Origin of the sequence: Pseudomonas sp. S30 (assembly GCF_016518545.1) — a bacterium.
Lineage (GTDB): Bacteria > Pseudomonadota > Gammaproteobacteria > Pseudomonadales > Pseudomonadaceae > Aquipseudomonas.
In genome coordinates, this window is the sequence record NZ_JACVTO010000006.1 from 55,084 (window position 1) to 69,619 (window position 14,536).

The 14,536-nt window shown below is 63.7% G+C and carries 14 protein-coding genes and 1 tRNA gene; 11 read left to right on the forward strand and 4 right to left on the reverse strand.

Going from position 1 to position 14,536, the window contains the following annotated elements:
* Positions 1-53 precede the first annotated feature (53 nt).
* Complete coding sequence (gene katB / locus IAE34_RS08775; protein WP_200138488.1) at positions 54-1,601, reverse strand: catalase KatB; 1,548 nt, start codon at positions 1,599-1,601, stop codon at positions 54-56.
* 219 nt (positions 1,602-1,820) lie between these two features.
* Here katB and IAE34_RS08780 point away from each other — a divergent pair, with 219 nt between their 5' ends.
* From IAE34_RS08780 to nadA, 4 genes are all read left to right on the forward strand, one after another.
* A complete protein-coding gene (locus IAE34_RS08780; RefSeq protein ID WP_200138489.1) occupies positions 1,821-2,696 on the forward strand; it encodes a glycosyltransferase family 2 protein in 876 nt (291 codons plus the stop codon).
* 22 nt (positions 2,697-2,718) lie between these two features.
* Positions 2,719-3,342 (forward strand): CatB-related O-acetyltransferase, encoded by a 624-nt coding sequence (locus IAE34_RS08785; RefSeq protein WP_200138490.1) that lies wholly within the window; start codon positions 2,719-2,721, stop codon positions 3,340-3,342.
* A 144-nt stretch (positions 3,343-3,486) separates the two neighbouring features.
* Positions 3,487-4,998: a YdgA family protein gene (locus IAE34_RS08790; protein WP_200138491.1), complete on the forward strand. Its 1,512-nt coding sequence runs from the start codon at positions 3,487-3,489 to the stop codon at positions 4,996-4,998.
* Between the two features lie 248 nt (positions 4,999-5,246).
* Positions 5,247-6,305, forward strand: a complete 1,059-nt coding sequence (gene nadA / locus IAE34_RS08795; RefSeq protein ID WP_200138492.1) for a quinolinate synthase NadA — start codon at positions 5,247-5,249, stop codon at positions 6,303-6,305.
* 40 nt (positions 6,306-6,345) lie between these two features.
* Here the strand turns inward: nadA and IAE34_RS08800 are convergent, their stop codons facing one another.
* Positions 6,346-7,779, reverse strand: coding sequence for a M48 family metalloprotease (locus IAE34_RS08800; RefSeq protein ID WP_200138493.1), 1,434 nt, complete (start codon positions 7,777-7,779; stop codon positions 6,346-6,348).
* A gap of 109 nt (positions 7,780-7,888) precedes the next feature.
* Here IAE34_RS08800 and IAE34_RS08805 point away from each other — a divergent pair, with 109 nt between their 5' ends.
* Together IAE34_RS08805 and IAE34_RS08810 are read left to right on the forward strand one after the other, a co-directional pair.
* On the forward strand, positions 7,889-8,128 hold the full coding sequence (locus IAE34_RS08805) for a sulfurtransferase TusA family protein (protein WP_200138494.1): 240 nt from the start codon (positions 7,889-7,891) through the stop codon (positions 8,126-8,128).
* A 23-nt stretch (positions 8,129-8,151) separates the two neighbouring features.
* Positions 8,152-9,222, forward strand: a complete 1,071-nt coding sequence (locus tag IAE34_RS08810) for an AI-2E family transporter (RefSeq protein WP_200138495.1) — start codon at positions 8,152-8,154, stop codon at positions 9,220-9,222.
* A 78-nt stretch (positions 9,223-9,300) separates the two neighbouring features.
* Here the strand turns inward: IAE34_RS08810 and IAE34_RS08815 are convergent, their stop codons facing one another.
* Both IAE34_RS08815 and IAE34_RS08820 read right to left on the reverse strand, forming a co-directional pair.
* Complete coding sequence (locus tag IAE34_RS08815) at positions 9,301-9,774, reverse strand: peroxiredoxin (RefSeq protein ID WP_200138496.1); 474 nt, start codon at positions 9,772-9,774, stop codon at positions 9,301-9,303.
* A gap of 12 nt (positions 9,775-9,786) precedes the next feature.
* Complete coding sequence (locus IAE34_RS08820) at positions 9,787-10,344, reverse strand: glycine cleavage system protein R (protein WP_200138497.1); 558 nt, start codon at positions 10,342-10,344, stop codon at positions 9,787-9,789.
* A gap of 258 nt (positions 10,345-10,602) precedes the next feature.
* Between IAE34_RS08820 and dapA the strand changes: the two genes are divergently transcribed.
* The 5 genes from dapA to IAE34_RS08845 all read left to right on the forward strand — a co-directional run bounded on the left by dapA (position 10,603) and on the right by IAE34_RS08845 (position 14,303).
* Positions 10,603-11,490 carry a 4-hydroxy-tetrahydrodipicolinate synthase gene (dapA, locus tag IAE34_RS08825; RefSeq protein WP_200138498.1) on the forward strand — a complete coding sequence of 296 codons (888 nt, stop codon included), beginning with the start codon at positions 10,603-10,605 and terminating at the stop codon, positions 11,488-11,490.
* Between the two features lie 17 nt (positions 11,491-11,507).
* Complete coding sequence (gene bamC, locus IAE34_RS08830; protein WP_200138499.1) at positions 11,508-12,623, forward strand: outer membrane protein assembly factor BamC; 1,116 nt, start codon at positions 11,508-11,510, stop codon at positions 12,621-12,623.
* Complete coding sequence (locus IAE34_RS08835) at positions 12,624-13,382, forward strand: MBL fold metallo-hydrolase (RefSeq protein ID WP_200138500.1); 759 nt, start codon at positions 12,624-12,626, stop codon at positions 13,380-13,382.
* Positions 13,383-13,411: 29 nt separating this feature from the next.
* Positions 13,412-14,122 (forward strand): phosphoribosylaminoimidazolesuccinocarboxamide synthase, encoded by a 711-nt coding sequence (purC, locus tag IAE34_RS08840; RefSeq protein ID WP_200138501.1) that lies wholly within the window; start codon positions 13,412-13,414, stop codon positions 14,120-14,122.
* 91 nt (positions 14,123-14,213) lie between these two features.
* Positions 14,214-14,303 (forward strand) — tRNA-Ser (locus IAE34_RS08845).
* The last annotated feature ends 233 nt before the right edge of the window (positions 14,304-14,536 follow it).

Here is a 14,536-nt window from a genome sequence, read left to right on the forward strand (position 1 = left end):
CCGGTAGTCGATGTACCGGCCGGATCCCGTGCGGGAGCAGGCCGGCAACAGGGTCAGTCCTTCAACTGCTCGGCCATTTGCCGAACCCGCTGCACGTCGGCCTTGGCGACCTTGGCCAGGCCGGTGCCGTAGTCGCTGTCGGCTTTGTAGAAGTAGGACAGCATGATGTAGCGGCTCTGTTCATCGGTGATCGCCAGGGCCTCGCCCAGGCTCTGGATCAGGTCCTCGCGGTCCTTCTTGCCGTACGAGCGGAACAGCTCGCCGGTTTGCTTGAAATTCTGCTCGCGCTGGATCCTGGCCTGCTGGGTGGTACCGCTCAGGGGCACCTGCACGGCACGTGCGCTGGCCTGCTCTTCACGCGGTTGCAGGCGGCTGGGCTGATAGTTCACGCCGCTCTCGGTGTGCCCGGCGTTCATGGCACCATCCTGGTTGATGTTGTTGACTTCGCGACTTGGGCGGTTGACCGGCAGGCTCAGGCCATTGGCGCCGATGCGGTACATCTGCGTGTCGGCGTAGGCGAACAGGCGCCCTTGCAACAGGCGGTCCTCGGAGGGTTCGATGCCCGGCACCAGGTTCGACGGCGCCATGGCGACCTGCTCGGTCTCCTGGAAGAAGTTGTCGACGTTGCGGTCGAGCACCATCTGTCCGATCTTGCGCTCGGGTACGTCAGGCCAGATCTTGGTGGCGTCCAGTGGATCGAAGTCGAACTTGGCCAGGTCTTCGGGCTTGAGCACCTGGATATACAGGTCCCATTTGGGGAAGTTGCCCTTGCCGATGGCCGTGACCAGGTCGTGAGTCATGTGGCTGTAGTCGCGTGACTGGATCTCGGCGACCTGGCGCGGGTCCAGGTTCTTCTGGCCCTGCAGGCTCTTCCAGTGGAATTTCACGTAGTGCACGTCGCCCTTGGCATTGACCAGTTTGTAGGCGTGGACGCTGTTGCCGTCCATCTCGCGATAGCTGGCCGGGGTGCCCTCGTTGGAGTACAGCAGGGTCAGGGTGCGGGTGGCTTCCGGGACATGGGAGAAGAAGTCGAAGCGCCGCGAGTCGTCGTCCAGGTTGCTGCGTGGATCGGGCTTGAAGGCGTGGACCATGTCGGGGAACTTGATCGCATCGCGAATGAAGAAGGTCGGGAAGTTGTTGCCGACCAGGTCCCAGTTGCCGTCGGCGGTGTAGAACTTGGTGGCGAAACCGCGCGGGTCTCGCAGGGTTTCCGGCGAATGGTTGCCGTGCACGACGCTGGAGAAGCGCACGAACACCGGGGTATGTTCACCCTGGCGGAACACCTTGGCGGAGGTCAGGTCGCTGATGTCGGCGCTGGCGGTGAACTCGCCATGGGCACCCGTGCCCCGGGCATGCACCACGCGCTCGGGGATGCGCTCGCGGTCGAAACGTTGCAGTTTCTGCAGCAGTTGAACGTCCTGCAGCAGTACCGGGCCGTTGGCGCCGGCAGTCTGTGAATTCTGGTTGTCGCCCACCGGTGCGCCGCTGTCGCGGGTCAGCGGCGTCGCTTGCGCGGCACCGGTGCAGAACAGGCTGGCAGAGAAACTGGCGGCCAGCAGAATGCGGCTAGCGGGATAGGGGGGCGTGGTGGAAGGCTTCATGGCAGTACTCCTGAGATCGCTCGTCGTTTTTATGCAACAGCAACCTTAAGGAACAGCGCGGCGTAGGCTAAATTGATTGAGTCAAACCAGCTCATAGAAGATTTTCATGACTCCAATCGCATGTTTGGCCAACCCTGCGGTCATTTGCAGATAATTTCGCGTTCGCCGACCTATTCTCGAGGCTGGACTTCGCCGTACCCATGGAGGCTTGCCAGCCCGATGACCCAGAACACTTGTCGAACATCGATGCCGCTGGTTTCGATCGTTGCGCCCTGTTACAACGCCGAATCCTACCTCCAGGCCGCACTGGACAGTATTTTCGCTCAGGACTACCCGAACTTCGAAGTCATCATCGTCGACGATGGGTCTTCCGATCGCAGCGTCGACATGTTGCGGGCATTGCAGTCTCGGTACGATTTCACCTTGCTCACCCAGCAGAATCAGGGCGTGAGCGGCGCACTCAACACGGGACTCAAGCACGCTCGAGGCGTGTACGTCGCCACTCCCGACCTGGACGACATCATGCTTCCTCACTCGGTGAGCGTGCGCGCAGCCTACCTCGACGCTCATCCGCAGGTGGGCTGCGTAGGGGCGCTGATCACCTACATCGACCGCGATGGGCATGACATCAAGACGCAGAAACGCAGCCGGATCAGAACATTCGATTTCGCCGAGATACTCCATGATGCGGTGGTGATCGGCGCGCCAGCCTGCCTGTATCGGATGGAGGCGATGCGGGCCGCGGGCTTCTACGACCCGGACATCAAGGTGCAGGATTTCCAGATGACCCTGCGCATCGCCGCCCAGGGTTACCCGATCCATGAGCTGCCGGTGTGCGTGACCCGTTACCGTCGTCATCCGGACAATCTGTCACGCAAGTTCGAAGTGCTGCTCGAAGCAGACCTCAAAACCATTGAACCCTACCGTGACTGCCCCGGTTATGCCCATGGTCGTTCCGTGCTACTGCACAAGGCGCTCAAGTATGCAGTCGTCTCCGACAAGCCTCGCGCGTGGCGTCTGTTGCGGGAGATTCCTCTGAGCCACTACAACAGAACCACCTTCAGGCGCATCAGGCGCCTGATCTTCCACCGTTGAAATCCTCGAGGAGCGCGTGGCAATGAAGTTTTTCACGAACCTGCTCCAGCGCCGAGAGCGCAAGCGACTCCGGGCGATGGACAAGCTCGAGCGCGCCGCCGAGAAGATTCGTCTGCGCTACCCACGCAGCACCGTGGGGGTGGGCAGCTATGGCATTCCCCAGGTCACCGAGTTCGGGGACGAGTCGGTACTGCGCATCGGCAACTACACCTCGATCGCGGCAGGGGTCCAGGTGCTGCTCGGCGGTGAACACCGTACCGACTGGCTGACCACCTATCCGTTCCCGGCGATGATAGAAGGCCTGGAAGACATCAAGGACTACGCGCCGAGCAAGGGCGACGTGGTCATTGGCAGCGACTGCTGGATCTGCACCAACGCGGTGATCCTGTCGGGTGTGACCGTCGGCCACGGCGCCATCGTCGCGGCCGGGGCCATGGTCTCGCGCGATGTACCACCTTACGCGGTGGTGGGTGGTAATCCCTGCAAGTTCATCCGCTGGCGCTTCGATGAACCCGTGCGCCAAGCCCTGCTCGAAGCCGCCTGGTGGGACTGGCCGGTGGCGGAGGTCAAGCAGGTGGCGCGCCTGCTCAGCAGTGCCGACCTCGATGGCCTGCTCGAGTACATCGAGGCACGCCGGGCGCGCTGAGTCATCCTGACACCGTTTTCCGGGGTTCCAGCCGCTAGAAAATCTGACCCACCGCAGCGCCCTGGCCGTCGGGAATGCTAATCTTGCACTCCCGGCGCAGGTGCTGCGCCCTCCCAGCCCTATGGACAGCAATCGGTTCTATTCATGAAGAAATCAGTAGGCATCCTTTCCGGCCTGGCCGTCGCCATCGCCGTCGTCACCATCGCTGGCGCCTGGTACACCGGCAAGCAGTTGCCCGCGGAGCTTGAGCAATCCATCGCGCGCGGCAATGCCGAATTGCAGAAGGCACTGGTCGGCACCGGCGGCACCATGACCATCGAACTCGTCTCGCTGGACCAGCACCTGTTCACCAGCGAGGCGAAATACCGCCTCAAGGCCCGCGACCTGCGCCTCAGCCAAGGCGAGCCGGTGAGCTTCGAGGTCGGCGTCGACGATCACATCGAGCATGGTCCTTTCCCATGGTCGCGGGTCAAGACCCTCAAGCTGCTGCCGGTCATGGCCGTCAGCAACAGTCGTTTGCAGAAGGACGATACCACCGCCGACTGGTTCGCCGCCGCCGGCGACAAGACGCCGGTCACCGGCCAGGTCACTCTGGGTTATGCCGGCGGCGTGCAGAGCGACATCGCGCTGGCGCCGGTCAAGCTGGACGAAGGCGACGGCAACCTCATGGACTTCGGCGGCATGCAACTGCTGCTCAAGGGCGACAAGGAAGGCAAGTCGCTCGACATCCACGGTGAAGCCCCGCGCCTGGACATGACCCTGGTGGGTGACGACCATCCGCCGATCAAACTGCAGGCCAATGGTTTCAGGATCGGTGGCAAGCTCGACAGCACCGCTCACGACATGATCTACGTGGGCCACCTCGACCTGTACCTGGCCGATCTGCAGGCCACCCTCGGGCCCAAGCAGGACGTACTGCTGCTTAAAGGGCTGGAGCAGAACAGCGTGTACAGCGCCGAGGGTCAGGACCGGGTGGGCGGTCGTCTGGAGTACAAGGTCTCCGACATCACCTATGCCGGCCGCCAGGTGGGCAGCGGCCAGATGGTGATGAGCATGAAGTCGATCAACATGGCCGCCGCCCAGGCATTGGCCGATTGGTACCAGGCCAAGGCGCCGCAGATGCAGGCGGCGGCTGCCCAGGGTCAGCAGGGCCTGCCGGCCCTTGACATGACGCCCGAAGAGAAGGCCATGGTGCAGACGCACTTGCAGAAGCTGTTGGCCGACAAGCCGCAATTCGCCCTGGAAGACCTGTCGTTCAAGACCGCCAACGGCCAGAGCCGCTTCAACATGACCATGGACTTCGCCAACCCGGCGTCCTTCGATCTGCCGCCCGATCAATTGATGAAACAGTTGATCGCCCGGCTGCAGAGCAAGCTCACCGTGTCCAAGGCGATGGTCGGCGACCTCACCACCCTGCAGGCGCTGCTCGATGGTCAGAGCGACCCCCAGGCCATTGCCCAGCAGTCCAGCCAGGCTGGCGAAATGCTTGGGGTGATGGCTCTGCAAAGCGGCATGGCGACCGTGGAAGGCAACGATGTGGTGTCGAGCCTTAACTATGCCGATGGCATGGTCGAGCTCAACGGCAGGAAGATGCCCGTGGAAGACTTCGTGATGATGATGAGCGCGCAACTGGCGGTGTTGTCGCCGCAAGGCTGACACGCGCCTGGCACGCGGTGCCCGCCCGCCCGCAACCTTCGGCGCCCTGCCGTTGGGTGCGGGCGGCTGCGTTGCGTCGAAAAAGCGCTTTTGCATTGCCTCGATTGCCTGTAGCCTTCGCCGTCCGATAACAATCCGCGCCCGCAGAGGGGCCGCGATCACCCGTCATCAGGGGTGTGCGGCACATTTAGCCGATCTGCGCAGGCCGGGTGATCCACTCGATCGACGCGCACGCAGGTCCAGCGATCATGACCCAGATTTCCGAACGTCTCCTGGTTCAAGCCCACCTTGACGCCAAGCAACCCCATCCGCTGAGCCCCGAGCAGGAGGCCGATTATCGCGCCGCCATCGCTGCCGAGCTCAAGGCGCAGAATGCGGTGCTGGTCGCCCATTTCTATTGCGATCCGGTGATCCAGGCATTGGCCGAGCAGACCGGCGGTTGCGTTTCCGACTCGCTGGAAATGGCCCGCTTCGGCAACCACCATCCAGCCGAGACGGTCGTGGTGGCCGGGGTGCGGTTCATGGGCGAGACGGCGAAGATTCTCACGCCGGACAAGCGCATCCTCATGCCCACGCTGGAGGCGACCTGCTCCCTGGACCTGGGATGCCCGGTGGAGGCGTTCTCGGCGTTCTGCGATCAGCATCCGGAACGAACCGTGGTGGTCTATGCCAATACCTCGGCAGCCGTGAAGGCGCGTGCCGACTGGGTGGTGACGTCCAGCTGCGCCCTGGAAATCGTCGAGAGCCTGATGGACAACGGCGAGACGTTCATCTGGGGGCCGGACCAGCACCTGGGCCGCTACATCCAGAAGCAGACCGGTGCCGACATGCTGCTGTGGGATGGCGCTTGCATCGTCCACGAAGAGTTCAAGTCGCGGCAGTTGGCCGATATGAAGGCCCTGTACCCGGATGCCGCCGTGCTGGTGCACCCGGAGTCGCCGGAGTCGGTGATCGAGCTGGCCGATGCCGTAGGTTCCACCAGCCAATTGATCAAGGCGGCGCAGACGCTGCCCAACACCCGGTTCATCGTCGCCACCGACCGCGGCATTTTCTACAAGATGCAGCAGTTGTGTCCGGACAAGGAGTTCATCGAGGCGCCGACGGCTGGTAACGGCGCTGCCTGCCGCAGTTGCGCCCATTGCCCCTGGATGGCGATGAACACCCTGGAGCGCACCCTCGATTGCCTGCGCCATGGCAGCAACGAGATCTTCGTCGAACCGGCGCTGATTCCCCGGGCGATCAAGCCGCTCAGGCGGATGCTGGACTTCACCCAGGCAGCGCGACTGAAGCTGTCGGGCAACGCCTGACACGCCATTGAAAAGGGCCGCTGCTGCGGCCCTGGGTTCATCAGCGCATCATCTCCTTGACCATGCGCTGCTGCTCCATGATCTCCCGCTGGCGCTGATCGATCTGCGAGGCCAGGGGGAAATTGCTGCCGGCTCGGCGCTTGGCGAAGTCAAGTTGCTGAATCGCCTGGTCGAAGTCGCCCACCAGGGTGAAGTATTCGGCCCGTGCCCGATGCAGGCCGATGGTGTTGCCCGACAGGCCACGGACTTCGGCTACGTCGTACCAGACATCCGGATCGTCCGGACGGTTCTTGACCAGATCGTCCAGCACTTTCTCCGCCTCTGCCGGCTTGTTCTGCTTGACCAGAAGGTCGGCGCGCACCTGTTTCAGGGGATAGTTGCCCGGATACAGCCCTTGCATGCGCTCGGCGCGCTGCTGGGCATCGGCCAGGCGGTTGCTGGTGATGTCCAGGTCGATCTGCGCCAGGTTGTAGGTGATGTCGTTGGGCGCCTTGGCCAGCAGCGGCTTGAGGTTTTCGCGCGCCTCGTTCAGTTGGCCACCCTTGATCTGCGCCAGCGCCAGACCGTAGCGGGCGGCGTCCATTGCGGGCGTTTCGTCCAACTGGGCACGGAACCGCTTGGCCGCCAGGCCCGGCGTACCCTCGTAGGTGAGGGCCACGCGAGCGCGAATCAGCTGGTAGCGCAGGCTGTCCTCGACACCCCCCTTGGGCGCCTGTTCGGCGCGGTTGCGGGTGTCGGCGATACGTGACTCGGTCACCGGGTGCGTCAGCAGGAATTCGGGTGGCTTGGCGTCGTAGCGGTACTGGCGCGCCAGGCGCTCGAACATGCTGGGCATGTTGCGCGGATCGTAACCGGCTTTCTCCAGGTTGAGGATGCCGATACGGTCGGCCTCCTGCTCGTTTTGCCGGGAGAAGCGGCGTTGCTCCTGGATGGCGGCCGCCTGGGTGCCGGCGATCACTCCGATGCCCGCATCACCACCACCACCTGCGGCCAGCACGATACCGGCCAGCAATGCGGCCATCATCGGCAACTGCATGCGTTGCTGGGCCTCGACCCCGCGGGCGAAGTGACGCTGGGAAAGGTGCGCCAGTTCGTGGGCCAGCACCGAGGCGTATTCACCCTCGGTCTTGGCGTTGAGGAACAGCCCGCCGTTGACCCCGACGATGCCGCCAGGAGCGGCGAACGCATTGAGCTCGCGGCTGTCGATGAGGATGAATTCCAGTCGGCGGTCCTGCAACTGGCTGGTTTCGGCCAGCCGGTACACGCTGGTTTCCACGTAGTCCTTGAGCTGCGGATCGTTGAGCTGGTTGACCTGACCACGCAGCAGGCTCAGCCAGGCGCGGCCCAGTTGATGCTCCTGCTGGGGCGAGACGATGGCGGAGCTGGCGTCACCCAGCGACGGCAGGTCGTCGGCATGGCCGGGGAGGGCCATGAGGCAGGCCAGCGTCAGCAGGGTAGGGCGCAGTAGGTTCATGCACGAAGCTCGCGTCGATCAAAGCGCTTACTGTAGCCCGCTCGCACCACGCCGACCAGTGCAGGTATCCTAGCCGCATCGCTTGCCGTCACATCCCTGGAGCTCCTCGATGACCGATACCCCGACCTGCACCGCCGAACTGGACGCGTGCGGGCTGAACTGCCCGCTGCCGCTGCTCAAGGCCAAGATGGCGCTCAACCGCCTGAGCAGCGGCGAAGTGCTGAAGGTGGTGGCCACCGATGCCGGCTCGCAACGTGATTTCCGCACCTTCGCGCAGCTGTCCGGCCACGCCCTGCTGGCCGAAGCCGTCGAGGCCGGGGTCTATTCCTACTGGCTGCGCAAAGCCTGACTCTTTTTCTGCAAGGATCGTCGATGTTCAAGGTGCTTCGCGACTGGATGCAGCGTTACTTCTCCGATGAGGAGGCAGTGGTGCTGGCGGTGCTGTTGTTCCTGGCTTTCACCGTGGTGCTGACGCTCGGAGGCATGCTCGCGCCGGTGCTGGCCGGCCTGGTGCTGGCCTTTCTCATGCAGGGCATGGTCAATGCCCTCGAGCGCTTCAAGGTGCCGTCGCGCCTGGCGGTCTGGCTGGTGTTCGCGCTGTTCATGGGTGCCCTGGCGGTGTTCTTGCTGGTGCTGGTGCCGCTGTTGTGGCACCAGTTGATCACGCTGTTCAACGAACTGCCGGGCATGCTCGCCAAATGGCAGTCGTTGTTGCTGCTGCTGCCCGAGCGCTATCCGCACCTGGTGTCCGACGAGCAGGTGCTGCGGGCCATCGAGTCGGTGCGCGGGGAAATCGGCAAGTTCGGCCAGTGGGCCCTGACCTTTTCCCTGTCGAGCCTGCCCTTGCTGGTCAACGCCATGATCTACCTGGTGCTGGTGCCGATTCTGGTGTTCTTCTTTCTCAAGGACCGTGAGCTGATCGCGCGCTGGGTCAGCGGTTACCTGCCGCGCGAGCGCACCCTGCTGACCCGCGTGGGCGATGAAATGAACCGGCAGATCGCCAACTACATCCGCGGCAAGGGCATCGAGATCCTGATCTGCGGCATCGCCACCTACATCGCGTTCATCACCCTCGGCCTGAACTATGCCGCCTTGCTGGCGCTGCTGGTGGGGCTGTCGGTGGTGGTGCCCTACGTGGGGGCAGTGGTCGTGACCGTGCCGGTGACGCTGATCGCGCTGTTCCAGTGGGGCTGGAGCGACCAGTTCATCTACCTGATGGCGGTGTACGGGATCATCCAGGCGCTGGACGGCAACGTGCTGGTGCCGTTGCTGTTCTCCGAAGCGGTGAGCCTGCATCCTGTGGCGATCATCTGCGCGGTGCTGCTGTTCGGCGGCTTGTGGGGTTTCTGGGGCATCTTCTTCGCCATCCCCCTGGCGACGCTGTTCAAGGCCGTGCTCGATGCCTGGCCACGGCAGGAGCCGAGCGTCGCACCGCTGCTCTAGCGCGCTGCGGTCGTCTCGCTGCCGATCCGGCCGAGCTGGCGGCGGCGAGTTGGCGCTGCGATTGGCCCGCGGCCAGCTTCAGGCCTTGTCCAGTGCCTGCGCCGCCGCCAGCACCGCGTCCACGTGCCCGGGCACCTTCACCCCGCGCCAGGCCTGGCGCAATACGCCCTGCTTGTCGATGAGGAAGGTGCTGCGGTCCACACCCAGGTATTCCTTGCCATACAGTTTCTTGAGCTTGATCACGTCGAACAGCTGGCACAGCGCTTCGTCCTTGTCGCTGATCAGCTCGAAGGTGAAGCCCTGCTTGGCCTTGAAGTTCTCATGGGACTTCAGGCCATCGCGCGACACGCCGAACACCAGGGTATTGGCGGCCTCGAACGCGGCCATCTGGTCACGGAAACCCTGGCCTTCGGTGGTGCAGCCGGGGGTGCTGTCCTTGGGATAGAAGTACAGCACCACCTGGCGGCCCTGCAGCTCGGACAGGCGAACGGTGTGGCCGCCGGTGGCCTGGGCCTGGAAGTCGGCGACGGGTTGATCGAGGTCTACGGCCATGGGTGGGCTTCCTTACACGGGGTTCTGCGGGCGCCAGGGTTCGATCAGCGCATCCAGATTCAAGGCGTCGGCGAAGTCCAGGAACTGATCGCGCAGCCAGCTGATCTGGGTGCCGGCCGGCAGGATCACGGTGAACTGGGCATTGAGCATGCTGCTGCCGGTCTGCGGGGCCAGGTAGGTGTCGCAGGTCATGGCGTCGAGCTCGACACGGTGATCGAGGAAGAACTGGCACAGCTCGTTGATGATGTCCGGGCGGTAGGCCGCACTGACATAGGCGACGTACGGCAGGGCCTGAGGGCGCACCTCCTGCTCGGCGCTGCGCACCACGTCGAGGGTCAGGCCGTGCTTCTTGCCAAGGCCCGGCAGGGTGGTTTCCAGGCGCGCCAGGGCGTCCCAGCTACCGCCGACCTGCAACACCAGGGCACTGGTTTCGCCGTGGCGCGACAGGCGCGAGGTGACCACCGCGCAGCGGTTGTCGAACGCCGCGCGGCTGAGGACATTGGCCAGCTCCATGGGGTTGGGGCCCAGGGCACTGATGATGAGGAACTGTTCGCGGGGAGCGGTGGACATGCAGCATTCCTAAAGCGATGAGCGGTCGGCGCAGGACGAGGGCCCGCCTGCTTGCGGCCGATGCGAAGGGCGCCCTGGGGCGGCCGAACACCGACTGGTGGCACCGTCGACAGCCCGGCGGGCCGCACTGCGCCGATCAAAGGGTCAAGGGTAGCGAAAAGCGGCGCCGAGGGGAATGCTCCGCCTGCCAGCATCGCTTGTGCAAGGCCGATGGCGCCAGTACCATTACCGCTCTCTTTTTCCGGCAGGAGCAGTTTCATGATCGCGGGCAGTATGGTGGCACTTGTCACACCCATGGATGCACAAGGGCGTCTGGATTGGGTCAGCCTCGATAAACTGATCGACTTCCACCTGGAAAAAGGCACTCACGCGATCGTCGCCGTCGGCACCACCGGCGAGTCCGCCACCCTCGACGTCGAAGAGCACATCCTGGTCATCAAGCACGTGGTCGAGCGCGTCAAGCGCAGCCCGCGGCGCGTTCCGGTGATCGCCGGCACCGGCGCCAACTCCACGGCCGAAGCCGTGCACCTCACGCAGAATGCCAAGAGCGCCGGAGCCGATGCCTGCCTGCTGGTGGTGCCCTACTACAACAAGCCGACCCAGGAAGGCCTGTTCCAGCACTTCAAGCACATCGCCGAAGCCGTCGACATCCCGCAGATCCTCTATAATGTGCCCGGCCGCACCTCCTGCGACATGCAGGCCGAGACCGTGATTCGCCTGTCGAGCATCAAGAACATCATCGGCATCAAGGAGGCCACGGGCGACCTGGCCCGTGCCAAGGCCATCCTCGAAGGCGTGGACAGCGACTTCCTGGTCCTCTCCGGCGACGATCCGACCGCCGTCGAGCTGATCCTGATGGGCGGCAAGGGCAACATCTCCGTCACCGCCAACGTCGCCCCGCGGGAAATGGCCGATCTGTGCGAGGCCGCCCTACAGGGCAATGCCGAGAAGGCCCGCGCGATCAACGAGCGACTCATGCCGCTGCACAAGAACCTGTTCTGCGAAGCCAACCCGATTCCGGTGAAGTGGGCCATGGTGGAAATGGGTCTGATGCACAAAGGTATCCGCCTGCCGCTCACCTGGTTGAGCGAAGGCTGTCATGAACAAGTCCGTACTGCCTTGCGCCAGTCCGGCGTACTGGTTTAATCGAGGAAGTACACCGCATGAAGCGACTGGCTGGTCTTTCCGCTCTCGCCCTGATCATCTCCAGCACCAGTGGGTGTGGCTGGCTGTGGGGTGAAGATGGCTATTTCCGCGACCGCGGCAGCGATTACCTGCAGGCGCATTCCACTGCGCCCATGCAGTTGCCGCCCGACGCGACCCACGTCAAGCGCCTGGATCCGCTGCTGCCGATCCCGCGCAACGTGGCCGACGACACCGCCACTGGCGAGTTCGAGGTGCCCCGGCCGCAGCCGCTGTCGGCCACCGGCGAAATCAACGAGTTCACCCTGCAGCGCAGCGGCGCCAGTCGCTGGGTGCTGGCCCAGCGTGCACCTGCCGAGGTCTGGCCGGTCGCGCGGCAGTATTTCGAGGACAACGGCTTCCGCATCGCCGAAGAGCGCCCGCAGACCGGCGAGTTCAACACCACCTGGCAGCGTTTCGACGAGCTTTCCGCCTCCCTCGGCCAGCGCCTGGCCAGCACCTCCAGCAGCCCCGACAGCGAAGTGCGCGTGCGAGTGCGCATGGAGCCAGGCGTGCAGCGCAACACGTCCGAAGTGTACGTGGTCAGCGTCGAGCGTCCGGCGGGCAGCACTGCCGAACCGGGCTTCTCCAACACCTCGAGCAACACCGGTGTCGACGCGCTGCTGGTGGACGACCTGCTAGCCAGCATGAACCGCAGCGCCGAGAAGGGCGGGTCGGTGTCGTTGCTGGCTGCGCGCGACTTCGATGCGCCAAGCCAGGTCAGCCTCAGCGAAGACGGCAGCGGCAACCCGGTGCTGTTCCTGGGTTCGGACCTGGATCGCGCCTGGTCCGGCGTGGGCCGCGCCCTGGAGCAGGGCGAGTGGCGCGTGGAGGACATCAACCGCAGCCTGGGCCTTTACTACATCAACCTGTCCGAGAAACCCGAGGACAAGAACGACCAGCCGGGCTTCTTCAGCCGGATGTTCGGCAGTGCACCAACCAAGGAAGAGCGTGAGGCCCGGGCCGAGCGCTATCAGGTTCGCCTGAGCAAGGTGGGCGACAACGTCCAGGTCACCGTCGAGAAGAACATCAACACCGTGGCCCCGGCCGATGTCGCCCGCCGCGTGCTGAGCGCGATCCAGGACCGTCTGGGCTAAGTGCGCTTCGCGGTACTGGGAAGCGGCAGCCAGGGGAACGGCACGCTGATCGCCAGCCACGACACCTTCGTGCTGGTCGATTGCGGTTTTTCCCTGCGCGAGACCGAACGCCGCCTGGCGTTGCTCGGCGTGTCGCCGGCGCAGCTGAGTGCGGTGCTGGTGACCCACGAGCATGCCGACCACGTGCATGGCGTCGGCTTGCTGGCGCGCCGCTACGGTGTACCGGTCTATCTCAGCCAGGGCACCCTGCGCGGTTTGCGCAAGCCGGTCGAGGTAGCCGGTTTCCTCGGTTGTGGCGACGTGCTGGAGATCGGCGGCTTGCAGGTCAGCGCTGCACGGGTCGAGCACGATGCTCAGGAGCCGCTGCAGTACGTGTTCAGTGATGGGCGGCGCCGGTTCGGCATGCTCACCGACCTGGGCAGTTACGATGCCCACCTGCTGCAGCGTTACCAAGGCCTGGATGCCTTGCTGATCGAGGCCAACCACTGCCGTGATCTGCTGGCGCGCGGGCACTATCCGTACTTTCTCAAGCAACGGGTCGGCGGCAACCAGGGACACCTGAACAATCACCAGGCCGCCAACCTGGTGGCCGAGCTGGGCTGGCAACAGCTGCAACACCTGGTGCTGGCCCACCTGAGCAGCAAGAACAACCTGCCACAACTGGCGCGCCAGTGCTTCGTCGACACCCTGGGGTGCGATCCGGACTGGCTCCAGGTGGCGAATCAGGAACATGGGCTCGACTGGCGCGAGATCGCCTAGCCCAACCACTCAAGCAAGCGGAGCCCATCATGGAAAAACGCGACGAACTCTACCGCGGCAAAGCCAAATCGGTTTACCAGACCGACGACGCCGACCGCTTGATCCTGCTGTTTCGCAACGACACCTCGGCATTCGACGGCAAGCGCATCGAGCAGCTGGACCGCAAGGGCATGGTCAACAACAAGTTCAATGCCTTCATCATGCAGAAGCTCGAAGCCGCTGGCGTGCCGACCCAATTCGACTCACTGCTGGGCGACAACGAATGCCTGGTCAAGAAACTGGACATGATCCCGGTCGAGTGCGTGGTGCGTAACTATGCCGCCGGCAGCCTGGTCAAGCGCCTGGGCGTGGAAGAGGGTATCAAGCTCGAGCCGTCCACCTTCGAACTGTTCCTCAAGAACGACGAGAAGGGCGATCCCTTCATCAACGAATCCCACGTCGTCGCATTCGGCTGGGGCACGGCCGAGCAACTGGTCGAGATGAAGAAGCTGTCGCTGAAGGTCAACGACGTGCTGACTCAGCTATTCGACGACGCTGGCCTGCTGCTGGTCGACTTCAAGCTGGAATTCGGCGTGTTCCACGGCCAGATCGTCCTGGGCGACGAATTCAGCCCCGACGGCTGCCGCCTGTGGGACAAGGAAACCCGCAAGAAGATGGACAAGGATCGCTTCCGCCAGGGTCTGGGCGATGTGATCGAAGCCTACGAAGAAGTCGCCAAGCGTCTTGGCGTGCCGCTGTAACCTGTACCTTCACGCAAGCGCCTGATACCACGCGAATTTTTTTCGAAAAAGGTTTGCCAGAAAAGAAAACGCTGGTATGATGCGCGCCACTGGAGAGATGCCGGAGTGGTCGAACGGGACGGATTCGAAATCCGTTGTACTGGCAACAGTACCTAGGGTTCAAATCCCTATCTCTCCGCCATACGCGAAGTAGTCGAAGCCCCCGAAAACGTTGAAGTTTTCGGGGGCTTCGTCGTTTTGGGCCAGCCTCACGCGGGTGGAATCGATCGGCAGTCGTCATGTTCAGGTGCGCATCCAGCGTGCAGTCAGGCCTGCGTCGCCCGAGCGAGGTGTTGATGGCTAAAATCGCTGTCCTGTGCGACTTCGTCCTGCTGGACGAGGATGGATACAAAGTGGCAGGTTACCGGCACTGTC